This window comes from Hymenobacter monticola, from assembly GCF_022811645.1.
Lineage (GTDB): Bacteria > Bacteroidota > Bacteroidia > Cytophagales > Hymenobacteraceae > Hymenobacter > Hymenobacter monticola.
Genome location: NZ_CP094534.1, coordinates 3,386,523 through 3,410,706 on the forward strand (window position 1 = coordinate 3,386,523; position 24,184 = coordinate 3,410,706).

Below are 24,184 nucleotides of genomic sequence, written 5' to 3' on the forward strand. Positions count from 1 at the left end.
GGAAGAGAAACCCGGCAGACCAGCCCGTTCCACTACCTCCATTCCACTGATGGTGCGGCTGCAATGGCCCGGGTTCCGGCCCGAAGCCACGGCGCCAAAACCGAGTATCTGTATCGGCAGGTGCTCCCCGAATAAGCTGTTTTCTCTGGCCGGCCGCTTCCGCGAGCGGCCCGGCCGGAGGAAACAATGAAGCCCGGCCACCTGCCACGGCCGGGTTTATTAGCGCTCCTTACTATAAATGAACTTACCGTTTTTCAACCGACTGCCCCTGCGGAAATTGACTGTAGCAACCGACGACGAAATGGCGAAACGCTCCAAGGAAGTAATCGAAGGCCTGCTGCAGGATTTGCCGGACTTGCTGATGGCCTGCGTGGTCAACACGCAGTCGGGGCGGGTGGTGGCGTCCTACACGGTGAGCAACGCCTACAACCCCAATCAAATTAGCCTGCGCAACGCCAAGCTACTGCGCATCATGGACGAGGCGCTGGCGGCGAAGGCTTGGGTGGGCGGCCCGCTCACCGACATCTCGGTGATGCTGGAAGACCAGCTGCACCACCTGCGCCCCATGCACAACGGCAAGTGGTACTGCTTCCTGGCCGTGCACACCGCCGACGCCAACCTGGGCATTGCCAAGGAAATCATGCGTCGGCATACTTCTTAATAGATTTTTGACTGTTTAAACATTTTTCTTTTTTCCAACCCCCACAAACCCGTTTTATGTCTGCTGTTACCGTATCCCCCAAGCAAACCATCAAAGACATCATGGCCGAACTGCCCACGCTGCTGGCCGTGGCCGTAGTAGAAGTTGAAACCGGCATGCCGCTGGCTTCACACACCAACGTGGCCGATTTCGATATCGAAACCGCCGCTGCTTACAACACCGAAGTGGTGAAAGCCAAGCTGAAAGCCATCAAGGCCCTGAACCTGAACCAGACCGTGCAGGACATCCTGCTGACGCTGACTGACCAGCTGCACCTGCTGAAGCTCTCGCCCACCGGCGACAAGTTCATCTACCTGGCCGTGAACTCGCGCGACACCAACCTCGCCCAAGCCCGTCAGATTATGAAAATGTACTCGGCCAGCCTGGACTAAGTTAAACGGCCTTTGCCTGTTGGGCAGCCCGTCGGCGTTTTGCCGGCGGGCTGCTCTTTTTATGAAGTCGTTTGAGCGAGTCGGAACGTGTACCCCGAAGCTCTGCTTCGGCTCGCGTAGATGTCGTTCAACGAGCCGAAGCGGAGCTTCGGGGTACTCGTTCTGCTACCCAAACAGTAGGCCGCAACCTCGGCCGAATGCGGGCACCGCCCGTACTGATGGACCTATGCACCCCATCGCTGCCCGCCCCAACCTCACCCAAGGCTCCATTCTGAAAGCGCTGCTCACGTTGGCACTGCCCATCGTATTCGGCAACCTGCTCCAGACCGGCTACCAGCTGGTCGATGCCTTTTGGGTGGGGCGGCTGGGGGCCAGCGCGGTGGCGGCCGTGGCCGTGAGCTTCCCGGTCAATTTCCTGCTGATTGCGCTGGGGTCGGGGTTTTCGGTGGCGGGCTCGGTGCTGGTGGCCCAGAACTACGGCGCCCGCAACTTGCCCATGGTGAACCACATTGCAGCCCAAACGCTGGTGCTCGAAACCGGTCTGGCGCTGGTGCTCACGGCGGTGGCGCACTGGGGCTCGCCGCTCATTCTGCGGCTGATAGGGGTGGGGCCCGACATCTTCGCGCAGGCCAACCAATTTCAGCGCATTCTGTTTCTAGGGCTGGGGTTCAACTTCGGCTTTCTCATGTTTCAGGCCCTGATGCGGGGCGTGGGCGAGGTGCGCATTCCGCTCTACATCAACATCGGCACGCTGGCGCTCAACTTCCTGCTCGACCCGCTTTTCATTTATGGCTGGGGGCCGGTGCCGGCGTATGGGGTGGCGGGCGCGGCCGTGGCCACCCTGGTGACGCAGGCGCTGAGCGTGGCGGTGGGCATCATGGTCCTGCTGCGGGGGCGTTCGGGCATTCAGTTGTCTTTTAAGGCATTTAAGCCTGACTTTGCGCTAATGCGCCGGGCGGTGAAGCTCGGCGTGCCCTCGTCCATCGAGCTGTCGGCCCGGGCGCTGGGGCTGTCGATGATGACGGTGCTGGCGGCGGCTTTTGGCACCACGGTGCTGGCCACCTACGGCATTGGCTCGCGCATTCTGGCGCTGGGCATCATCCCGGCGCTGGGCATCTCGCTGGCTTGCTCCACACTGGTGGCCCAAAACATCGGGGCGCGCAACCTACCTCGCGCCGTGAAAACGGCTAACTACGCCATTGCCATTAGCTTCGGCGGGCTGCTGGTGGTGGGGCTGCTGGGCTACCTGGCGGCCGGGCCCCTGGTGCGGTTTTTCTTGAAAGGCGACGAGGCCGTGAGCCGGGATGCCATCGAGTTTGTGCGCATTGCCGTGTTCAGCCTTTGCTTCACGGGGGCACAGCAGTCGGTGTCGGGGGCCTTGCGCGGCTCGGGCAACACGCTGTCAGCCATGATGCTGACCATCATCGGCGTGTGGGTGTTTCAGTTTCCGGTGGCTTGGTACCTGTCGCAGCACACGGCGCTGGGCTTCCACGGCCTGTGGTGGTCGTTTGTGGTGGCCAACGTGCTGGCCGCCATACTGGCGCTGCTCTGGTACCTGCGCGGCGACTGGAAAGGCAGCGACCTGGCCGACCCGCTGCAAGGCAAAGCCAACCAGGCGGTACAACTGGAAGAGAAGCCGTAGGGATGAAGAAATGAGGCATGAAACATAATCAGGTTTTTCTAGAAATCTGATTATGTTCTCACTTCTCACCTTTATGCGCTGCCAGCCCCGCCACGGCCGCCAGGCACAGTGCAAACCATGCCCACGGCAGCCGCAAATCGAGCACCGACAGCGCTCCAAACACCAGCGTGGTGCCAAAGCTGGCCAGCCCCTGAAACGCCTGGTTGAGGCCGAAAATCTCGCCCCGGTCGGCTTCGGTGGTGCGGTGGGCCAGGAGGCCTTCGAGCAAGCCCTGAATGAGGGAAAGGGTGAGGCAATCGATGGTAACCAGCACGTAGAGGGCGGTTTTTGAAGTGCCAATCAGCCCGTAGCCGGCCAGCACCGGCACGCCCAGCGCCGCCAGCCACACAATGGCGCGGCGCTGGTTGATGCGGTCGGCGAGGTAGGCATAGAACCCGTAGTTCAGCACCACGCTCAGGGCCCCGAAGTACATGAAAAAGTAGGAAATGCTGCGTGCATCCAGGTGCAGCGGCCCCAGGCTGGCAAACGGCACGAAGTAGAAATAGTATCCCGTGCTGAGGGTGAGGGCCACTTGCGTGAGCACAATGCGCCGGATGCCGGGGTTCTGCCGGTTTTTTTCGCGCAGCCGCGCCCACAGCGTGAGCGGGTTGATGGCCAGCGCCAGTTCGGCGCGTAGCTCGGTGCCGCGCACGCCGTTGCGCTGCCGGTGAGTTTCGGGCAGCCACAGGGTGAGCAGCACGTTCAGCGCGGCCAGGGCCAGCGCCAGGCGTACCACGTAGGTAGCCTGCAGTCCGGCCGGCACCTGCAGCGAGGTGAGGAGCAGCCCCGACGCCATGGGTCCCAGCACGAAGCCCAGCGAAATGATGGCGCCCTCGATGCCCAGGTTGCGAAACAGCTGCTCGGGCCGCGAACTGTCGGTGATGGCCGAGCGCACCGTGGCGTACATGCCGTTGGTAAGCCCATCGGAAACCCGGTTGACGAAGTACAGGCCCGCCCGCACCGGCAGCAGCAGGGCATTGGCCAGCAGCGTGCCCAAGGCCGAAAGCAGGAAGATGGGCCGACGCCCGTAGCCGTCGCCCAGCCGCCCCAGCAGCGGCGCCGAAAACAGCTGCACGCCCAAAAACAAGCCCGTGCCCACCGAAAGCCACAACTGCGGCTGCCGCAGCCCGCGCACAAACTCCGGCAGCACCGGCCCAATGGCGGCTCCCACCACTACATCAACCAGAATGATGGCGTACAGCAGCGGTAAGGTTCGGCGAGGGAGGGGCGGCATCTCCACAAAATAACGTCTTTATTCGCCGGCAAATGGCCTTTTGCTTTCGTCAGGCGTAGAAACTGGGCTCGTGTTGGCTACCAAACCAACCAAGCCTGCGCCCGACCAAGCGTGGGTGGCGGCAGGACGAGGCAATGGGTATTATGAGTGAAGCAGTTGTTGAGCCGCGCGCTGCGGCGCATCCCTCGCGGGCCCGGGTGGCCATTGCGCTGTTCTTTTTTGTGTCGGGCTTCGGGTTTGCTACCTGGGCGTCGCGCATTCCCGTCATCCAGCACCGCCTGGGGCTGAGCGAGGCCCAATTAGGCGCCGTGCTGCTAGCCCTGCCGGCGGGCCTGATGCTGACATTACCCGTGACCGGACAACTGCTCCAGCGTTTCAGCAGCCGGCAGGTGATGCTGGCGGGCGCCGTGCTCTACAACCTGGCGCTGGGCCTGCTGGGCTTCGCGGCCCACACCTGGCAACTGGCGGCGCTGCTGTTTGCCTTCGGCTGCTCGCGCAACCTGCTCAACCTATCCGTCAATGCCCAGTCAGTGGGTGTGCAAACGCTTTACAGCCGTTCCATCATTGCCACGTTTCACGGCATCTGGAGCGTGGCGGGCTTTGCTGCGGCAGGCCTAGGCGCGTTGCTCATTGGCCACGACGTGGCTACTACCACGCATTTTGCGGCGGTTTCGGTGGCGCTTACGGCGTTGGCTTTTGCCTTCTTCCCCAATACACTGGCCCTGCCGCCAGCGCCGGAGAAGAAGTCCTTCTTCAGCTGGCCCGAGAAAACGGTGTTGAAATACGGCCTCATCACCTTTGCCTCGATGGCCTGCGAAGGCACGTTCTACGACTGGAGTGGGGTGTATTTCGCCGAAACCGTGCACGCCCCGAAAGCCATTGCCGGCCTGGGCTTCACCCTCTACATGGTGGCCATGACCAGCGGCCGTTTCCTGGGCGACTGGCTGGTGGGCCGCTTCGGCATCAAGCAAATCCTGCAAACCAGCGGCGTGCTGATGACCACCGGTTTATTGCTGGCAGCCGCTTTTCCCACGCCGGTAGTGGCCGGGCTGGGCTTCGTGCTGGGCGGTTTGGGCGTGTCGTGCGTGGTACCGCTGGTGTTCAGCCTCGTGGGCCGCGCCAACCCCTTAAGTGCCGGCGCGGCCATTGCCTCCGTGTCCACGGTCAGCTACTTCGGGTTTCTGATGGTGCCGCCGCTGGTTGGGTTCGTGGCCAAAGCCGCCAGCCTGCGCTGGTCGTTTGCGCTGGTTTCGGTGCTGGGCCTGCTGGTGGTGTGGCTGGTGCCGAAGTTGCAGGTCGGAGAGGGGACGACTCAAGCTGACTTATAACCTCTTACGGCCCATTCATTTCATAGCACCTAGGATAACCGCGCGTTACTAAGCGTTGGCCTGAAACAGCTTTTTATCAGCCCAAAAAGTGCCCAGCGGCACCAAAGAGGCAATAAACCCCAGCAGCATTTTCTTAATGGACCAGCCCCGCTCGATGCTTTGCTGAATCAGCAGCAGCACGTAAAGCACAAACAATACCCCATGCGCCATACCCACGTGCCTGACTGCCTGCGGCTGCCCGGCAAGGTACTTCAAGGGCATGGCAATCAGCAGCAATACTAAAAAAGAGACGCCTTCGAGAATGGCCACAAGGCGCAAGCGTCCCAAGCCAGTGAGCAGAAAATGCTTCATACAAAAACAAAAAAGCGCGGCGAATGGACGCCACGCTTTTTATATAAAACGGCGTTATGATTAGGCTAGGTTGTTCGAAGTAGCCTTGGCCGACAGGAACTCGCGGTTCAGAATGGCAATGTTTTCGAGCGAAATGCCCACCGGGCACTCGGCGGCACAGGAGCCAATGTTGGAGCAGGCGCCGAAGCCTTCCTTGTCCATCTGGGCAATCATGTTTTCGACGCGGCTCTTGCGCTCGGGCTGGCCCTGGGGCAGCAGCGCCAGCTGCGATACCTTGGCCGACACAAACAGCATGGCCGAGGCATTTTTGCAAGCCGCCACGCAGGCGCCGCACGAAATGCAGGTAGCCGCTTCAAAGGCACGGTCGGCAATTTCCTTCGGAATCGGAATTTCGTTGCCGTCGGGCGCGCCGCCGGTGTTCACGCTCACGTAGCCACCGGCCTGAATGATGCGGTCGAAGGCCGAACGGTCCACGCTCAGGTCCTTGTTTACAGGAAAGGAAGCTGCGCGCCAAGGCTCGATGGTGATGGTATCGCCATCCGAGAACTTGCGCATGTGCAGCTGGCAGGTGGTGGTGCCTTTCTCGGGGCCGTGCGAGCGGCCGTTGATGAACAAGTCGCACGAGCCACAGATGCCCTCGCGGCAGTCGTGGTCGAAAGCCACCGGGTCTTGGCCGGCGCGTAGCAGGTCCTCGTTCAGCACGTCAAGCATTTCCAGGAAGGACATATCGGGCGAAATGTCCTTCACTTGGTAATCCACAATTTTCCCCTGCGCCTGGCGGTTGGGCTGCCGCCACACTTTCAGGGTCAGGTTCATCGGTTTAGCGTTGGGGTTGGAACCGGCCATTTTTCTTATGAGAGGTGAGACGAGGAGACGTGAGAAGCGAGACAACTCGGATAATACTGAGAATCTTGCTTCTCAAATCTCATTTTCTCATGTCTAAAATTTATTTGTAGCTGCGCTGCGTCAGCTTCACGTTTTCGAACGTCAGGGCTTCCTTATTGAGTTTCTCGGGCTGGTTGTCGCCCTGATACTCCCAAGCTGCCACATAAGCGTAGTTTTCGTCGTCGCGCAGGGCCTCACCTTCGGGGGTCTGATACTCTTCGCGGAAGTGGCCGCCGCAGCTTTCGTTGCGGTTGTAGGCGTCGTCCACCATCAGCTCACCCAGCTCCAGGAAATCGGCCACGCGGCCGGCTTTTTCTAGGGCCTGGTTCATTTCCTCACCGGAGCCCACCACTTTCACGTCCTGCCAAAACTCCTTACGGAGCTGCTGAATCATGCCTTTGGCCTTTTTCAGGCCCTCGGCGGTGCGGGCCATGCCGCAGTATTCCCACATGATGTGGCCCAGGGCCTTGTGGAAATCGTCGGGCGTGCGGTTGCCCTTGATACTGAGCAACTGCTCGGCGCGGGCCTGCACGTAGGCCTTCGACTCGGCAAAAGCGGGATGGTTGGTGTCCACCGGCTTGGGCGGCGTCTGGGCCAGGTAATCGCCGATGGTGTAAGGGATGACGAAGTAGCCGTCAGCCAGGCCCTGCATCAGGGCGGAAGCACCGAGGCGGTTGGCGCCGTGGTCGGAGAAGTTGCACTCGCCGGTGGCGTAGAGGCCGGGCACGGTGGTTTGCAGGTTGTAGTCTACCCACAGGCCGCCCATGGTGTAGTGCACCGCCGGGTAGATGCGCATGGGCATCTGATAAGGGTCTTCGTCGGTGATTTTCTCGTACATGGCAAACAGGTTGCCGTACTTCTGGCTCACCGCGTCGGCGCCCGTGCGCTTGATGATTTCCGAGAAGTCGAGGTACACGGCCAGGCCGGTGCTGCCTACGCCACGGCCCTCGTCGCACATCATCTTGGCGTTGCGCGAAGCCACGTCGCGCGGCACGAGATTGCCGAAAGCGGGGTACTTGCGCTCCAAGAAGTAGTCCCGCTCGTCTTCGGGAATATCCTGTGGCTTAATCTGGCCCTGGCGCACGCGCTCGGCCATTTCCACCGTTTTGGGCACCCACACGCGGCCGTCGTTGCGGAGCGATTCCGACATCAGCGTAAGCTTCGACTGGTAGTCGCCGCTTACCGGAATGCAGGTGGGGTGAATCTGGGTGAAGCAGGGGTTGGCGAAGTAGGCACCTTTCTTGTGGGCGCGCCAAGCGGCCGTCACGTTGCAGTATTTGGCGTTGGTGCTCAGGTAGAACACATTGCCGTAGCCACCGGTGGCCAGCACCACGGCGTGAGCGGCGTGGGTTTCAATCTCGCCGGTAATGAGGTTGCGCGTCACGATGCCGCGGGCCTGGCCGTCGACTACTACCACGTCGAGCATCTCGGAACGGGTGTACATCTTCACCTTGCCGTAGGCAATCTGGCGGCTCAGGGCCGAGTAGGCGCCCAGCAGCAGCTGCTGTCCGGTTTGGCCGCGGGCGTAGAACGTGCGGCTCACCTGGGCACCGCCGAAAGAGCGGTTGGCCAGCAGGCCGCCGTATTCGCGGGCGAAGGGCACGCCCTGGGCCACGCACTGGTCGATGATATTCACCGACACCTGGGCCAGGCGGTACACGTTGGCTTCGCGGGCGCGGTAGTCGCCACCCTTGATGGTGTCGTAGAACAGACGGAACACGGAGTCACCGTCGTTCTGATAGTTTTTAGCGGCGTTGATGCCGCCCTGCGCAGCGATGGAGTGCGCGCGGCGGGGCGAATCGTGGTAGGTAAAGGCCTTCACGTTGTAGCCGAGCTCGGCGAGCGAGGCGGCGGCGGCACCACCGGCCAAGCCCGTGCCCACCACAATCACGTCGTATTTCCGCTTATTGGCGGGGTTTACGAGCTTGACGTTGAACTTGTGCTTCTCCCACTTTTCGGCGAGAGGACCTTCGGGAATTTTGGAATCCAACTGCATAGCAATACGGAGTGAGGTTAGTTATTCAGTTGTTGGTTGTCAGTTAGTAGCAAGCGCTAGGTTATTGCCACAAACCGGCAATAATTAACCAATAACCAACCGCGAAAGTTAGAAAGCGGAAGCTACGGATTGCAGCAGGGCCGGGGTATTGGCCGCCAGCTCGCCTTGGGCATTTGTAAATAAGAAGAAGTAGAGCGGCATAGACGCAAAGCCAGCCGATACCAGCACGGCGAAGGCATAGCCCACGTACTTAATCATCGGGGTGTATTTGCGGTGGTTCAGGCCCAGCGTTTGGAAGCCCGAGCGGAAGCCGTGCCACAGATGGTAGCCGAGGCTGATTTGGGCGGCTACGTAGAGCAGCACGTACCACCAGATGTGGAAGGAGTCGACCACGGCCATGTACAGGTTGTCGTAGTCGCGGGTCGTCGGGTCGGCACCGCCCATCTTGGGGATGTCGCCGGCGAAACGGGCGCGCCAGAAGAAGTTGTAGAGGTGCACCAGCAAGAAAATCAGGATGATGGTGCCCAGAATGCCCATGTTGCGCGAGGTCCATTCCGAGTTCTGCTCGGAGTGGTTGCTCACGTACCCCTGGCTGCCGCGGGCCACTTTGTTGCGGCGCGTCAGCATCAGGGCCTCGTAGATGTGGAAGCCGAAACCCAGCACCAGGCCCCATTCGATGGTGCGAATGATGGGGTTGGTGCCCATGAAGTGGGAGTAGGTGTTGAAGGCTGCGCCCCCGTCGTGCTTAAAGAGCTGCAGGTTGCCAATGAGGTGAACCAACAGAAAGGTGCACAGAAACAGGCCCGTGAGGGACATGATAATTTTCCGGCCGATGCTGCTGGTGAATGTTTTCGTTATCCAACTCATAAAGTAGCCAAACTTGGAACGTGGGAGGGTGTGTTTAGAGGGCTCAAAGGTAGCCCCCACTCGCTAACCGGGCAACGGACGAGTGGTTTACTTCCACGGCAATGGCCATTGAAGAAACATTGCGGGCCGTGGTGAATCTATCCTGAGCCGGCATCGTTTACACACGCACGGGTACAGCTCCCATACTTTGCGTATCTTGAGTTAGGCTAGCGGCACGGCGGCTGAGGCTGGGCGGACACCCGAAGGGTATTTTTTGTAATTCAATCAGTATGATACAGTTTTCTCTACTTCGGGTTGGGACATGGGCGCGAGCCGCGCTGCTGCTCACCATCATTGCCGCAGGGCTGAGCTTGCGTCCGGACTCGGCCTGGGCGACCCACATCCGCGCCGGCGACATTCAGGCCAAGCCCGACACGGTGACCAATAACCCCAGGCGCGTCTTTTTCAAGCTGGTGCTTTATACCGACAACAGCTCGAGTGTGCCGGCCGATTTTGCCACGGTTTTCTACGGCGACGGCACCTCCAGCTGCAGCCCGGGCGTGCCGCGGTCGGGCCCGCGCCGCGCCATTCCCGGCAACACCGATACCAGCGTCAATATTTACTATTTCGACCACGTGTACCCGTCGACGGGCAGCTTCACGGTGAGCTACATCGGCGAAAACCGCAACGCGGGGGTGCTGAACATGGACAATTCGGTAAACACGACTTTCTACATCAGCACCACCATTACCATTGACCCCGCGCTGGGCCGCAACCGCTCACCCATTTTCACGGCCCCGGCTGTTGACAAAGCGGCCAGGAACCAGGTGTACCTGCACAACCCCGCGGCCTACGACGCCGACGGCGACTCGCTGGCCTTCCACCTGCGCTCCAGCCAGATGGTGCCGCTGGGCATTACCGGCACGCAGGGACCGCCCTGCGCCGGCACGGGCACCAACAACCCGGCTCCGGTGCCGGTGACCAATTTCCGGCTCCCCAACAGCACGAGCATAACCGGCTCGACGCCGCTGCAGGTGGCCTACGGGGGCACTCCCCCGGGCCGGGTCGGTGACCCCGCCATTTTTGAGCAGGACGTGAACACCGGGCAGATTACCTGGAATGCGCCGGAGGCCCTGGGCTTCTACAACGTGGCCTTTGAAGTGGAAGAGTGGCGCCGCACGCCGCTGGGCCGGCGCCGCATTGGCGTGGTTATCCGCGACATGCAGATTATTGTGACGGCCAGCAACAACCTGCGGCCCACCATCACCGTGCCGGCCGACATCTGCGTGGTGGCCGGGCAAACCGTGACAGGCTCCGTGACGGCCGTGGACGACGCCACCGGCGGTGCCCAGCAAACGCCGATTTCGCTGTTTGCTTATTCCGGCATCATCCCGCCGGCCACCTTCCGGCAGTCGCAAACCGGGCCGCCGCAAGCGCAGGGCACTTTCACCTGGCAAACCGATTGCAGCAACGTGGCCCGACTGCCCTACTTGGTGGTGTTCAAAGCGCAGGACTCGCCGGCTGCGCCGGCGCCGCCGCTCATCGACGAAAAGGCTTGGCGTATCACGGTGGTGGGCCCGCCGCCGCAAAACCTGCGCGCCACCCCGGCCACCGGCACCCTGACGAGCGCCGTGCTGACGTGGAACCCCTATATCTGCACCAATGCCTCGCAGATTCACATCTACCGCAAGGTGAACTCGTCGAACTTTGTGCCCGGGCCCTGCGACACGGGCATTCCCGCCTCGGCCGGCTACACGCGCATTGGCACGGTGGCGGCCTCGGCCACCACGTTCACCGACACTAACCTGAATGCCAGCGGCGTGGCGCAGGGCCTCGACCGCGGCCAGACGTATTGCTACCGCATCTATGCCGAGTTTCCGCTGCCGGCCGGCGGGGCCAGCATCGCCTCGCAGGAGGCCTGCGTGTCGTTTCAGGGCAACGCGGCCCGCTTGGTGAAAGTGGATGTGGAAAACACCAGCACGACCACCGGCCAGATGCAGGTGTGCTGGACGCGCCCGCGCCCGGCCGGCGGTGGCACCTTCGACGGCACGCCCAGCTACGTGCTGTCGCGCGGCGAAGGCTTGAACCCGAGCACGTTTGCGCCCATTGCTACCCTCAGCTCGCTGGTCGATACCTGCTACACCGACACGCAGCTGAACACTCAGGACCTGCAGTATACCTACAAGCTGGAGTTTGTGCGCACCTTTCCACCCGGCGACGCGCGTGCGCCCATTCGGGAGGCCTCGCCCACGGCCAGCAGCGTGCGCACCAGCGCCGTGCCGGCCTCGGCCGCGGCCACGGCCGTGCGCGTAAGTTGGACCTATAACGTGCCCTGGGACAATGCGTCGCGGCCAGCCATTGTCTTCCGCCGCACCGGCAGCAGCGGGGCCTTTGTACGCATCGGCACGGCTCCTACTACAAATTCTGGCGGAACCTATACCGACAGCGACCCCACCCTGGTGAAGGGCCAGACCTACTGCTACTACGTCCAGACGGACGGCCAATACCCCGGCGTGGCCTACCTGAACTCGTTGCAAAACCGCAGCCAGGTACGCTGCCTGGTACTCCAGAGCCCGCCGTGCACGCCCAAGCTGACGCTGGAGCCCACCAACTGCGACGAACTGGCGGCCCGCCCGCAGTACCCCACGCCCAACGACCGGTATACCAACCGCCTGAGCTGGACGCTGAGCGACTCGCCCACGGGCTGCGACACGAACGTGAGCGGCTACCGCGTGTATTACCGGCCAACGCCCTCGGGGGCCTTCACCTTCCTGGGCACCACCGCGCAGCCCAGCTACGTGCACAGCGACCTAGCTTCGAATGGTGGTTGCTACGCGGTGCAGGCCGTGGGCAACGGCGGGGTGCTGAGCGACACCAGCAACGTGGCCTGCCAGGATAACTGCTTGTTCTTCGTGCTGCCCAACGTGTTCACGCCCAACGGCGACAACCAGAACGCCGTGTTCCGGCCCAAAAACAACTCGCCCGTGCGGCGGGTGCACTTCCAAGCCTTCAACCGCTGGGGCGTGAAAGTATTTGAGAACACCACCACAGCCAGCGACCCCGTGCTCATCAACTGGGACGGCGGCGGGCCCGTGGGCGAGGCAGCGGCTGGCCCGGGCCGAAAAGCCTCCGATGGCGTGTACTTCTACTTGGCCGAAGTGGAATTTGCCGACTTCAGCAGCACGAAGCGCACGTACAAGGGCTGGGTGGAAATTATCCGCTAACCCGCGCCGCCGTCCGGAATGTTCAACAAAAAGAAAAGGCCGTCCTGCAAAGGGCGGCCTTTTCGGCTTAATTTGTGTGGGCAAGAAAGGCCGGCAAGAAAACCGCGCAGTTTGCCGTATCTGCTTTCAAACCTCGCGCGTTCGGCCGGGTTGCTAGCCAAGACCGGTATTGCGAAGAAGGGGGATGTTTGTTCTGGGTTTCGTTTTTTAAAAGTGTTATGATAGAATCTCTTCTCCTTCGCGCCCGGGCTTGGGCTGGCTTCTTGCTGCTGATAGTGGGGGCAGGACTGCGGCCGGAAACGGCGCAGGCCAGTCACATTCGGGCCGGATTCATCCAAGCCAAGCCCGACACCACGCCCGCCCGCAACCCGCGCCGCATCTTCTTCAAGATGATACTTTACACCACCACGCTGCCAACTGGTACCACGCCGCCGGTGGATGAGAAGGACGTGACCATTTTTTTCGGTGACAATACTTCCAGCTGCTACCAAGGCATTCCCCGCGTGGGCGGGCGCCAGCCCATTCCACTGGTGCCGGATACCGGGGTCAACGTGTACACATTTGAGCACACCTATGGGACGACGGGCAGCTTTTTGGTGAGTTATACCGGCGAAAACCGCATTGCGAGCGTGCGCAACATGGATAACTCGAGCGCCCAGTCGTTTTACATCAGTACCACCGTTTACATCTTCCCCGAGCTGCTCGGCAACCGCTCGCCGGTCATCACGGCGCCGTCGGTCGATAAGGGCGCGGTGGGGCAGCCGTTCACGTACAACCCCGGCGCCTACGACGCCGACGGCGACTCGTTGGTTTACAGCCTGCGGCCCAGCCAGAAGGTCAGCCTTTTGGCACAAGACATTGTGGGCCCGCCGTGCTCCGGCGCTACGGGCAACAATACGCCGCAGCCAGTTAACGTGCCTAACTTTCGGTTTCCGAACGACCCGGCGGTTACCCCGGGCACGCCTCCTGTTCAGGTGGCCTACGGCGGCGTGCCCCCGGGGGTGCCCGGGGCGCCGGCCATATTTGTGCAGAACCCCAACGATGGGCAGATAACCTGGAACGCACCCGTCGAGGCGGGCATCTACAATTTTGCGTTCAGCATCACGGAAATCCGCCGGACCCCGCTGGGGTGGCGCAAGATTGGCGAGGTGGTGAGCGACGTGCAGGTCATCATTGTGCCCACCAACAACCTGCGGCCTATTCTAACCATCCCGACCGACATCTGCGTGGTGGCGGGCGCCACGGTGACGGGCGTGGTCACGGCCGTCGACGGCGTGGCGGCCGGCAGCGCGGCCCAGACGCCGGTTTCGCTGTTTGCTTATTCGGGCATCAAGCCACCGGCCACCTTTGTGCAGACCGCGCAGGGGCCGCCCCAGGCACGCGGCGTCTTCACCTGGCAAACGCAGTGCAGCAACGTGGCCCGGCTGCCCTACCTGGTGGTGTTCAAGGCCCAGGACACGCCGCCGGGCTCGGGCAGCACCAGCACGCCGCCAAGCAGCCAGCCGCTGGTGGATGAGCAGGTGTGGCGCATCACGGTGGTGGGCTCGCCGCCGCAAAACCTGCAGGCCACCACCGCCACCAGCCCGTCCGGCCTGAACCGGACCGTGCTCAACTGGAGCACTTATAATTGCACCAACGCCAGCACCATCCACATCTACCGCAAGGTGGGCCCGGGCCCGGGCCCGGGGGCCTGCGAAACGGGCATTCCGCCCTCAACAGGCTACGTGCGCATCGGCTCGGTGAACGCCAACGTGACCACCTTCACCGACGACAACCTCGATGCCAACGGCGCCCCCCGCGGGCTGGCCCGGGGCCTCACCTATTGCTACCGTATTTATGCCGAGTTTCCGCTGCCGGGGCTGGGGGCCAGCCTGGCTTCGGCCGAGGCCTGCGCCACGTTTGCCGGCCGCACGGCCCAGCTCAAGAACGTAGACGTGGAGGCCACTAGCGCCACCGCCGGCCAGATTGCCGTGCGCTGGACTACGCCCCGCACCACCACGGGCGTGGCCTTCGACGGCACGCCCGGCTACGTGCTGTCGCGCGGCGAGGGTCTGGCCCCGACGACGTTTACGACGGTGCGCACCTTCACTTCGCTCACCGACACTTCGTTTGTGGATACCGGCCTCAACACCCTGGACCGGCAGTACACCTACCGGCTCGATTTTGTGCGGACCTTCCCCGGCGGCCAGCCCAGCATCACCGAAACCAGCCTTCCGGCCAGCAGCGTGCGCACCACCGTGGTGGCCAACAACCCGCCCACGGCTTTCACCGTGCGCTGGACCTACAACGTGCCCTGGGACAACACGGCCCGCCCCGTGACCATCTACCGCCGCGCCGACACCCCGGGCAGCGTGTTTGTGCCCATTGCCACGGCCCCAACGGGGGCGGGTGGAGGCACCTACCTCGATAACAGCGCGACGCTGGTGCCGCGCCAGAGCTACTGCTACTACGTGCGCACCGAGGGCCGCTACGCCCCCACGGGCTACCTCAGTGCGCTGCTCAATAAAAGCCAGGAGCAGTGCCGCCAGCTCATTGCGCCGCCCTGTACGCCGGTGCTAGCCCTGCAGGCGGTGAACTGCGACAGCCTGGCGGCCTTGCCCCAGTCGTCGGGCACCACCCAAACCTACACCAACCGCCTAAGCTGGACGCTGAGCAGTGCCCCCACGGGCTGCGACGCCAACGTGGCTGGCTACCGCGTGTACTACCGCGAAGGCACCGCAGGGGCGTTCACGCTGCTCACCACCACTGCCCAAACCTCCTTCGTCCACGCCAACCTGCCCACTTCGGGCGGCTGCTACGCGGTGCAGGCCGTGGGCAGCGGCGGCGCGGCCAGCGACACGAGCAATGTGGCCTGCCAGGCCAACTGCCTGTTTTTCTCGCTGCCCAACATCTTCACGCCCAACGGCGATGCGCAGAACGCCGTGTTCCGGCCCCGCAACAGCTCGCCGGTGCGCAGCGTGCACTTTCAGGCCTTCAACCGCTGGGGCCGCAAGGTTTTCGAGAACACCACCACGGCCAGCGACCCCGTGCTCATCAACTGGGACGGCGGCGGGCCCGTGGGCGGCGACTCCTCCGGCAGCCGCGGCAACAAGGTGTCCGACGGCATCTACTTCTACTTCGCTGAGGTAGAGTTTGCCGACCCCGCCAGCACCAAGCGCACCTACAAAGGCTGGGTGGAAATTGTGCGTTAATCAGGCTGATTCGCAAATCAAAGGCAGTTCCATTAGCACCATCGTTTCGAGCAGCGCGGGCCCCGAGGTCCGCGCTGTTTTTTTGGGCCAATGCGGGTTTGTGTGCAGCTTGCGCCCCAATTCATTTTCCCTCCCTCAGCACCAAACTTCCCATGAGCTCGACCACCGCCATTGTTTTCCCCGGCCAGGGCAGCCAGTTTCCGGGCATGGCCCGCGACCTTTTCGACCAGAGCCTCGACGCCCGCGCCCTGCTCACCCGCGCCAACGACATCCTTGGCTTCAGCCTCACCGACATCATGTTTTCGGGCACTGAGGAAGACCTGCGCCGTACCGACGTCACCCAGCCGGCCATTTTCGTGCATTCGGTGGCCCAGTTTGTGGCCCGGCCCGAGCTGCAGCCCGGCATGACGGCCGGCCACTCCTTGGGCGAGTTCTCGGCCCTGGTAGCGGCCGGCGTGCTGCGCTTCGAGGATGCCCTGCCGCTGGTGGCCCGCCGCGCCCAGGCCATGCAGGCCGCCTGCGAGGAGCAGCCCGGCACCATGGCCGCCATTCTGGGGCTTGATGACGCCATCGTGGAGCGCATCTGCCAGGAAATCACCGACGGCGGGGACGTGGTGGTAGCCGCCAACTACAACTGCCCCGGCCAGCTCGTCATTTCGGGCAGCACGGCCGGAGTTGCCAAAGCCTGCGAAGCCCTGAAAGCTGCCGGCGCCAAGCGCGCCCTGCCGCTGCCGGTAGGCGGCGCTTTCCACTCGCCCCTGATGCAAAGTGCCGCCGCTGCGCTGGCCGAAGCCATCGAAAAAACGACCTTCAGCGCCGCTAAGTGCCCCGTTTACCAAAACGTAGACGCGCTGCCCCACACCGACCCCGCCGAAATCAAAGCCAACCTGCTGGCCCAGCTCACCGCCCCCGTGCGCTGGACACAGCTGGTGCAGCGCATGGCCGCCGACGGCGCTACCGATTTCATCGAGTGCGGCCCCGGCAAAGTGTTGCAAGGCCTAGTGAAGAAAATTGTGCCCACCGCCACTATTGGATAAGAGGGCGAGTACCCCGAAGCTCCTGCTTCGGCCCGTGAGAACAATTGACGTTCTGCCGAGCCGAACCAGGAGCTTCGGGGTACTCGTGGCATTCACTCCACGCGCTGAACGGCTAGTGGGTCGGGGCACTGCACCAGCAACTCAGCCACGCTGCTCCCAAGCACCGGGTGCTGCAAGCTGCCGGCAATTTCGGCCAGCGGCACCAGCGCAAACCGCCGCTCGGCCAAGCGCGGGTGTGGCACTACGAGGCTGGGCTGGTTGATAATTTCGTGGCCATAGAGCAAAATGTCCACATCGAGCGTACGGCTGCCCCAGCGTTCCAGGCGCTCACGCCCGGCCCTTTGCTCCGTGGCCAGGCATTGGGCCAGCAGCTCCTGGGCCGACAACTCCGTGCGCAGAGCCAGGACTTGGTTGAGGAAGGCCGGCTGGTCTTCGCGGCCCCAGGCGGCCGTTTCATAAAGGCCGGATGCGGCCGCAATTGTGCCAGTGATAGCAGCCAGCTGCGCCCGGGCCCCGGCCAGCAGCGCCGCCCGGTCGCCGAGGTTGCTGCCGAGCAGCAAGTAGGCGGTGACGGTGCGGCTCATGCGCGGCGTTGGAAAAAATCAGCGGTGCGCTCGGCCACGAAGCGGGCGGGCTCCGGTAACTCCTGCCGGACCCAGGGGTGCGCCCCGCCAAACATGTGCGTGGCGTCGGGTATGAGCAGCAGCTCGGCATCGGGCTTGAGCTGGTGCAGGGCGTGGGCGGCGTCCACGTGCACGGTTTCGTCCTGGTCGCCGTGCACGAGGAGCAAAGGCTGGCGCAGCTTGCGGCGCACGTTGTGGGCAATGTCGAGGCGCGGGCGGTGTTGGTGGTAGTCTTCCACCAGCTGGTAGTGCAGGGGCAGCTGCTGGCCGGTGCGGGTGTTGGGCACGTGCAGCACACCGGTGCGCTCCCACTCGTCGAAAACGGCCTGGGGCCAGTGCGGGTGCACTTCGGCAATGGCGGCCCAGGTGGCCACGGCCCGCACGCGCGCATCTTCGGCGGCTTTGAGCAGCACCAGGCCGCCCCCGCGGCTGTGGCCCACCAGGCACAGGCGCGCCAGGTCCATTTCAGCGGCCGGCACGGGCGTGCTGCCCGCAAACAGCGCATCGATGACCTGGCCAATGTCATCGAGCTCAATGCTGAAGTTGTTGCGGCCAAACGCTTCCAAATCTTCCAAATCGCCGGTGCCGCCCACCACGAGGCCGTTGTGCGAAAGGTTGAGCTTGAAGAACACGAAGCCGCGCTCGGCAAAAAAGTCGGCCAGCCGCGGGAAATGGCCCCAGTCTTTGAACCCCTTAAACCCGTGCACGAAAAGCACCACCGGCTTGGCCTGGCCATCGGGCCGGAAGGTGGCATCCGCCTCGAAAGCCCGGCCGTGGCCGGTGCCGGTGAGTAGGAAAGAAGCGTGAGTGAGCATGAGGCGAAGGTAAGAGGTGGATTGGTGGGTGAAAAGGGTGATGGATGGGTGACAGCTGTCATCCTGAGCGTAGCGAAGGACCTTCTCACGGCTGAGTAATTTAGGATAGGTGTGTCGGTGCAGGCGTGATAAGGTGCTTCGCTATGCTCAGGATGACCGTTCTGATAATTGTTTAGCGTCGCAAAGACTTCCACCTAGCCCGTTCTGCCGTATCATTGCCGGCGCAATGCCCCAACAACCCACTTTCTCCCTCGACCAGATTCAGGCGCCCATCGCGGCCGAAATGGAAGAGTTTGAATACAAGTTTCGTCAGTCGATGCGCACCAAGGTGCTGTTGCTCGACAAGATAATGGGCTACATCGTGAAGCGCAAGGGCAAGCAGATTCGGCCCATGTTTGTGTTTCTTACCGCCCGTGCCGCCCGCCCCGAGCCCAATACCGGCGACCCGCTGCCCGATGCCTCCTTCCGCGGCGCCGCCCTCATCGAACTGCTGCACACCGCCACCCTGGTGCACGACGACGTGGTGGACGAAAGCAACTACCGCCGTGGCTTCTTTTCCATCAACGCGCTGTGGAAGAACAAGATTGCCGTGCTCGTGGGCGACTACCTGCTCTCGCGCGGCCTGCTGCTTTCGCTCGAAAACGACGACTTCGACCTGCTGAAAATTGTGAGCAACGCCGTGCGCGAGCTGAGCGAAGGCGAGCTGCTGCAAATCGAAAAAGCCCGCAAGCTCGACATCACCGAGGACGTTTATTTCGACATCATCCGGCAGAAAACCGCCTCGCTCATTGCCTCGTGCACGGCGGTGGGCGCGGCCTCCGTGGGCGCCGATAAGGAGACCATCGAGCGTGCCCGCTTATTTGGCGAGAAAGTGGGCATCGCCTTCCAAATCAAGGACGACTTGTTTGACTACGGCACGGCCGAAATCGGCAAGCCGGTGGGCATCGACATCAAAGAAAAAAAGATGACGCTGCCGCTGATTTACGCCCTGCAGCACGCCGGGTGGCTGGAAAAGCGCCAGGTGATTTTCAACGTGAAAAACAACGAAGGCCACCGCGACCGGGTGCAGCAGGTGATTGAATTTGTGAAGAAATCGGGCGGGCTGGACTACGCCATTGCTACGATGAAAAAATACCGCGACGACGCCTTGGACATTCTGCATACCTTCCCGGCCTCGCCCAGCCGCACCTCGCTGGAGGAGCTGATTAACTATACGATAGAGCGGGAGAAGTAACACGGCCAGATGGGGAAAAAAAGCTTGTCATTGCGAGCGCAGCGAAGCAATCCGTCCTGTTCTCAGCGACCAGCCATGTAAAGTGACAAAGCCCCGGCACCATTGCGGTACCGGGGCTTTCTGATAAAAGGACGTGTCTGGTGCTGGACAGGACGGATTGCCACGGCCTGCGGCCTCGCAATGACAGATGACTACTCCGCCACCTGGTAGCTCACTTCTTTGGCGTCGCTCACTTTGAACGTCACGCCGTCGAAGCTGCTGTCGACTTCCAGGGTGTGGGTCATTTCGCAGCCAGGGCACTTGATTTCTTCGATTTCGTGGTTTTCGGCGTGCTCGGGCGAGTCGGCTTGGTCGTTGGGGGCGGGCACGCCGATGAGGTCGGTGAAGACTTCGGTGTTGCATTGGGTGCACTCAAACTTGAGGCCGACGGCGCGGCCTTGCAAATCGGCGAGCGGGGCGGGGGAGCTGGAGTTCTGCTGAATCCACATAAGGCAAAGGAATTGGAGGAAAGAAAAGAAAGGTGCCGGGCCGGGGCCCGTTCGGCTGTACGCGGCCGGGCCGAAAAAAGATGAACCAGTTGCGGCCGGGCGGTAGTTTTGGGTAGCCGGCCAATGGCAAGCCGCGAAGACATCCAACATGCAAGCATCCGAAAAAGCAAGTCCTGAGACCTTTCACCTGCCGCGGCTGCCGCGCTGGCGCTCCCTGCTGCGCTCCTTCGCGCTGGCCAAAGACCCGCTGCCGGTGCTCAACGACACGCTGGCCCACTACGGCGACACGGTGGAGCTGTTCATCGGCGGCGTGGAGAAAAGCATCCTCACCCGCGACCCGGGCCTGACGCAGCACATCCTGCAGAAAAACAACCGCAACTACGCCAAGTCGAAGTTTACGCGGGGCTTCTCGCGCTACATCGGCCACGGCCTGCTCACCAACGACGGGCCCGACTGGCTGCGGCAGCGCCGGCTCATTCAGCCCGGCTTCCACCGGCAGCGCGTGGCCGCCCTCACCGGTCTGATGCAGGAAATCACCAGCGAAACGCTGGCTCCGCTGGTGGCGCAGGCCCACGCGGCCAACGGCACTGCCACCGTGGAGGTGCACGAGCTGATGACGCGGCTCACCTTCCGCATTATCGCCCGCTCGGTGTTCAGCACCAACTTCCCGGAGGCGGAGCTCGACCGCCTGGCCCGACTCATCACCGAGATTCAGGCGTTTTTCGTGCGCTCCATTCGGCAGCCCTACCTCAAGCCTTGGTTTCACTTACGGGGGCAATTCAAGTACCACGACGACCTGGCTGCCGAGTTGCGCGTGCTGCTGGGTGGCCTCATTGCCAAGCGTGAGGCCGACAACGCCCAGCCCGGCGCCACCCCGCCCGACGACTTGCTGCAGATGCTGCTCGACGTGCGCTATGAAGACACCGGCGAGCCCATGACGCCCGAGCGCGTGCTCGACGAGGCCCTCATTCTGCTCATCGCCGGCCACGAAACCAGCGCCAATGCCCTCACCTGGCTCACCTACCTGCTGGCCCACCACCCGCAGGAAGCCGCTGCCATTCGCGCCGAAATGGACGAGGTGCTGGCCGCCCGCCCGCCCGCCTTCGAAGACCTGCCGCGCCTGGGCAAGGCCCTGCACGCCGTGCAGGAAACCATGCGCCGCTACCCGCCCGCCTGGATGGTGGACCGTGTGGCGCTGGCCGACGACGAGTACCAAGGCTTGCGCATTCCCAAAGGCACGCTGTTTTCGCTCTACTTCCACGGCCTGCACCACGACCCCAAGTACTGGCCCGAGCCCGAGCAGTTCCGCCCCAGCCGCTTTGCCCCAGGCCAGGCGCGCCCGGTGCAGGCCAACACCTACGTGCCCTTTGGCGGCGGGCCGCGCCTGTGCATCGGCATGCAGTTCGCCCTCACCGAAATGCAGCTCGTGACGCTGGAGCTACTGCGGCTGTTCGAGATTGAGTGGGTGGCCGGGCAGGGCCCCGTGACCATGCAACCGCTCATCACGCTCAGGCCAAAAGGGGACTTCCGGGTGCAGCTGCGGCTGCGTTAGCAAACGCTCTTTGGGGTAAACCGGAAGGATGGCGCTTCCGGAAGGACTTTGGCACAACGGTGCGCCACGTCTCCTAGTGGTGTAGGTTCGCTAAATGATACGTCAACACCGGCGGTAGGGCGTGCGTGGCTACGGTTTCGGCAATGCTGGTTTGCAGGAAGCTGCTGAGGCCCGTGCGGGCGTGGGTGGGAATAACCACCAAGTCAGCGCCGATGCGTTTGGCGTACTGGGCGATGCCCTCGGCCGGGCTACTGGCCTGAATGATGGCAACGTGCACGTTGTGCAGGCAGGCGCGCTCGGCAAAGGCCTGAATGGGCGGCGGGGCCAGGCGGCGCTTGGTTTTCTTGCGCACATGCAGCAAATGCAACGCTGCCTCGGGAAAGGCCGCCTGCACCTGGCGCAGCCCTCCAGACCCGATGGGCAGCTCCTGGTTAAAATCAGAAGGGAAAAGGATGGTGCGAACTGAAAACTCTCCCTGCAATTCATTCTTCACGGTGAGCACGGGGCAATGCGAAAGGCGAATGAGCCGTTCGGTATTGGAGCCTAAAAACAAACGACGCACCGCGCTGTGCCCGTGCGCGCCCATCACCACCAAGTGCGAGCCATGCCGCTCGATGGCCTGCAGGATGCCCTCCCCAACGCGGCTGCCAACCACCTCGCCCGCCACGGAAACATTCGTGTCCGATGAGGGCACCTCTTGCTGAAACGCCTCCATGCGGTGTCGGGCGGCTTCCAGTAGCTGAGGGCTGACGGTGGCTCCGGCTCTTGGTGCCTCGTCGCCATCCGAAAAGTCGTTTTCAGGGCCGGGAGCGGACAAGCGCAATTTGGGCGGTGCCACTACATGCAGCAGCACGACGTTTCCGTTGGTCGCCCCGGCCAGTTGCAGGGCCACCAAATAGGCGTGGCGCGATGCCGCCGAAAAGTCGGTGGGAACAAGAATATTTTGCATTGGAAGGGGCCCCGCTAACTGGAAGTGGCAGTAGCGTATCAAATATATACCGTGCCGTCCCCTTAAAGCACAAGGGTTCGGTACCACCCAAACTCACGTGTCGTACCGAACCACATCCTTGCCGTCTCAATGCCGCAGGCATACAGCAAACAAGCCGCGGCTAAAGAGCTTATTCCTTCAGCAGCTTGTTCACCGTCTGCTCAAACCCGGCAATTTCTTCCTGGTAATACTTGCCCGTGCCCGGCCCGGCGAAGCCCGTGTGAATCTTGCGCACGTTGCCTTTCTTATCGAGGAAAATGGTGGTGGGGAAGGCCAGGAACTTGGCCAGTTGCGGCATCGACTTCGCCACCGAATCTTTATTCGACACGCCGGCAAAGGCAACATCGTAGCCGATGTTGAACCGCTCGCGCATGTTGCGCAGCTTGGGAGCCGACTTGGCGAACTCGCCGCTGCGCTCGTAGCCCAGGCCGATGATTTCTACGCCGCGCTGCTTGTTCTTCTCATACCAAGGGGCCAGGAAGTTGGTTTCGTCCATGCAGTTAGGGCACCAAGAGCCCAGTACCTGCAGCACCACCACCTTGCCGCGATACTTGGGGTCCGTAGGGGAGATGCTGCCGCCTTCGATGACGTTCGGGAACTTGAAATTCAGCCGGCTTTCGCCCTTTTTGAGGTAGGTGAGCGTGTCGGCATCGGGCAGCTTGGCCTTAGGGTCGGGCACGGCCGTCCAGGTTTCGTGGCCCGACTTGCCGGAATAGAAGTCGCCGAACAACGTATTGGGCGCGTACTCCTTGGTGATGTCAACGGGTTCTTTCGGGCCGTTCTGGGCAGTGAACAGGAAGGCGTGGCTACCATCGAAGGTGCTCACCGCCATTTTCTGCCCGCTCACCACGCCGCTGAGGTAGCGGTAGTCGCCGGTGGTGGTAAGGAACGTACCCGTCAGGTTATTGCCCTGTTGCGTGAACACGCCCGTGGCCGGGTAGCTGTCGTCGCCATCTTGGAAGGTGGCCCGCCAGGTGCCGCCGAAGTTGCCTGTCTTTTCGGTTGATTGCGCGGCCGGAAACAGCTCCTGCGCACCCGCCGTGGCCGTAAACGGCACGCGGTACGGGTCCTTGGTGTCATACTTCACCCAGGTGCCTTTCAGCTTGTTGGCACCGTCGGCGCGCACCACCAGCGCGGCATCAAAAGCGTGCATGCGGATGGTGGTGGAGTCGCCGGCTGAGGAGATTTCTTCGCAGCGCAGCCGTTCCTCGCCGTTGAGGCCCTTATTAATCAGGTAAACCACCGGCTTGCCGGCCTCGGTTTTTACCTCAAACAAAAATGGAATTTCCTGGCCCTGCGCGGCCAGCACCCCGCGCCAGGGGCCGGGCGTGAGGGTCGGGGCAGCGGCGGAAGTGCCGCCAGTGGCTGCCGTTTCGGAGGAAGAAGTGTTAGACGAGCAGCCGGCGAGGCTGAAACCCAGCGTGGCCGCAGCCAGCAGGGAAAGGGAAGTTGATTTCATGGTAAGCGCAAAAATGCAAACAGAAGCCCCACAACCGTAAGCGACGCCAATAGGTTGCCGCCCGCTCTCTGCGAACCTCTGCGCAAACCACTGCGCCCACTGCGGGAACCCGGTACCGCGCCGTATCCGAACGCAAGCGCCGGAACCCTCGTTAATCCTT

General features: G+C 62.5%; 19 protein-coding genes. 9 read left to right on the forward strand and 10 right to left on the reverse strand.

All coding sequences use genetic code 11. The annotated features are described in order from the left end of the window. Positions 1-238: 238 nt before the first annotated feature. The 3 genes from MTP16_RS14085 (at position 239) to MTP16_RS14095 (ending at position 2,734) form a co-directional block, all read left to right on the forward strand. The gene (locus MTP16_RS14085; protein ID WP_243510379.1) at positions 239-661 is read left to right on the forward strand and encodes a hypothetical protein; all 423 of its coding nucleotides are present in this window, start codon (positions 239-241) and stop codon (positions 659-661) included. Positions 662-717: 56 nt separating this feature from the next. Beyond that, positions 718-1,092, forward strand: coding sequence for a hypothetical protein (locus tag MTP16_RS14090; protein WP_243510380.1), 375 nt, complete (start codon positions 718-720; stop codon positions 1,090-1,092). Between the two features lie 226 nt (positions 1,093-1,318). After that, a complete protein-coding gene (locus MTP16_RS14095; protein WP_243510382.1) occupies positions 1,319-2,734 on the forward strand; it encodes an MATE family efflux transporter in 1,416 nt (471 codons plus the stop codon). 58 nt (positions 2,735-2,792) lie between these two features. Here the strand turns inward: MTP16_RS14095 and MTP16_RS14100 are convergent, their stop codons facing one another. Beyond that, the gene (locus MTP16_RS14100; RefSeq protein WP_243510383.1) at positions 2,793-4,007 is read right to left on the reverse strand and encodes an MFS transporter; all 1,215 of its coding nucleotides are present in this window, start codon (positions 4,005-4,007) and stop codon (positions 2,793-2,795) included. A 143-nt stretch (positions 4,008-4,150) separates the two neighbouring features. Between MTP16_RS14100 and MTP16_RS14105 the strand changes: the two genes are divergently transcribed. Beyond that, entirely contained in the window at positions 4,151-5,335 is a 1,185-nt protein-coding gene (locus MTP16_RS14105; protein ID WP_243510388.1) for an MFS transporter, read from the forward strand. Positions 5,336-5,383: 48 nt separating this feature from the next. Here the strand turns inward: MTP16_RS14105 and MTP16_RS14110 are convergent, their stop codons facing one another. The 4 genes from MTP16_RS14110 to MTP16_RS14125 all read right to left on the reverse strand — a co-directional run bounded on the left by MTP16_RS14110 (position 5,384) and on the right by MTP16_RS14125 (position 9,434). Next, positions 5,384-5,686 (reverse strand): DUF3817 domain-containing protein, encoded by a 303-nt coding sequence (locus tag MTP16_RS14110; protein WP_243510389.1) that lies wholly within the window; start codon positions 5,684-5,686, stop codon positions 5,384-5,386. Positions 5,687-5,746: 60 nt separating this feature from the next. Continuing rightward, entirely contained in the window at positions 5,747-6,502 is a 756-nt protein-coding gene (locus MTP16_RS14115; protein WP_243510391.1) for a succinate dehydrogenase/fumarate reductase iron-sulfur subunit, read from the reverse strand. Between the two features lie 130 nt (positions 6,503-6,632). Then, on the reverse strand, positions 6,633-8,567 hold the full coding sequence (locus MTP16_RS14120; RefSeq protein ID WP_243510392.1) for a fumarate reductase/succinate dehydrogenase flavoprotein subunit: 1,935 nt from the start codon (positions 8,565-8,567) through the stop codon (positions 6,633-6,635). Between the two features lie 108 nt (positions 8,568-8,675). Beyond that, positions 8,676-9,434, reverse strand: a complete 759-nt coding sequence (locus MTP16_RS14125; RefSeq protein ID WP_243510393.1) for a succinate dehydrogenase cytochrome b subunit — start codon at positions 9,432-9,434, stop codon at positions 8,676-8,678. A gap of 269 nt (positions 9,435-9,703) precedes the next feature. Between MTP16_RS14125 and MTP16_RS14130 the strand changes: the two genes are divergently transcribed. From MTP16_RS14130 to fabD, 3 genes are all read left to right on the forward strand, one after another. Then, on the forward strand, positions 9,704-12,637 hold the full coding sequence (locus MTP16_RS14130; protein WP_243510394.1) for a T9SS type B sorting domain-containing protein: 2,934 nt from the start codon (positions 9,704-9,706) through the stop codon (positions 12,635-12,637). Between the two features lie 218 nt (positions 12,638-12,855). Beyond that, complete coding sequence (locus MTP16_RS14135) at positions 12,856-15,828, forward strand: T9SS type B sorting domain-containing protein (RefSeq protein WP_243510395.1); 2,973 nt, start codon at positions 12,856-12,858, stop codon at positions 15,826-15,828. A gap of 152 nt (positions 15,829-15,980) precedes the next feature. Then, positions 15,981-16,865 (forward strand): ACP S-malonyltransferase, encoded by an 885-nt coding sequence (gene fabD, locus MTP16_RS14140; protein ID WP_243510396.1) that lies wholly within the window; start codon positions 15,981-15,983, stop codon positions 16,863-16,865. Positions 16,866-16,957: 92 nt separating this feature from the next. On the opposite strand, the gene folK is transcribed toward fabD, so the two are convergent. Beyond that, the gene (gene folK / locus MTP16_RS14145) at positions 16,958-17,449 is read right to left on the reverse strand and encodes a 2-amino-4-hydroxy-6-hydroxymethyldihydropteridine diphosphokinase (protein ID WP_243510399.1); all 492 of its coding nucleotides are present in this window, start codon (positions 17,447-17,449) and stop codon (positions 16,958-16,960) included. Beyond that, positions 17,446-18,303, reverse strand: a complete 858-nt coding sequence (locus MTP16_RS14150; protein WP_243510407.1) for an alpha/beta hydrolase family protein — start codon at positions 18,301-18,303, stop codon at positions 17,446-17,448. Before MTP16_RS14150 ends, folK begins: the two co-directional genes overlap by 4 nt. A 226-nt stretch (positions 18,304-18,529) precedes the next feature. On the opposite strand from MTP16_RS14150, the gene MTP16_RS14155 reads away from it, so the two are divergent. Continuing rightward, positions 18,530-19,537, forward strand: a complete 1,008-nt coding sequence (locus MTP16_RS14155) for a polyprenyl synthetase family protein (RefSeq protein WP_243510409.1) — start codon at positions 18,530-18,532, stop codon at positions 19,535-19,537. A gap of 191 nt (positions 19,538-19,728) precedes the next feature. Here the strand turns inward: MTP16_RS14155 and MTP16_RS14160 are convergent, their stop codons facing one another. Beyond that, positions 19,729-20,025: a hypothetical protein gene (locus MTP16_RS14160; RefSeq protein WP_243510411.1), complete on the reverse strand. Its 297-nt coding sequence runs from the start codon at positions 20,023-20,025 to the stop codon at positions 19,729-19,731. A gap of 148 nt (positions 20,026-20,173) precedes the next feature. Here MTP16_RS14160 and MTP16_RS14165 point away from each other — a divergent pair, with 148 nt between their 5' ends. After that, on the forward strand, positions 20,174-21,577 hold the full coding sequence (locus tag MTP16_RS14165) for a cytochrome P450 (RefSeq protein ID WP_243510413.1): 1,404 nt from the start codon (positions 20,174-20,176) through the stop codon (positions 21,575-21,577). A 73-nt stretch (positions 21,578-21,650) separates the two neighbouring features. Here the strand turns inward: MTP16_RS14165 and MTP16_RS14170 are convergent, their stop codons facing one another. Continuing rightward, positions 21,651-22,526, reverse strand: coding sequence for a universal stress protein (locus tag MTP16_RS14170; RefSeq protein WP_243510417.1), 876 nt, complete (start codon positions 22,524-22,526; stop codon positions 21,651-21,653). 169 nt (positions 22,527-22,695) lie between these two features. Then, on the reverse strand, positions 22,696-24,024 hold the full coding sequence (locus tag MTP16_RS14175) for a TlpA disulfide reductase family protein (protein WP_243510419.1): 1,329 nt from the start codon (positions 24,022-24,024) through the stop codon (positions 22,696-22,698). Between the last annotated feature and the right edge of the window lie 160 nt (positions 24,025-24,184).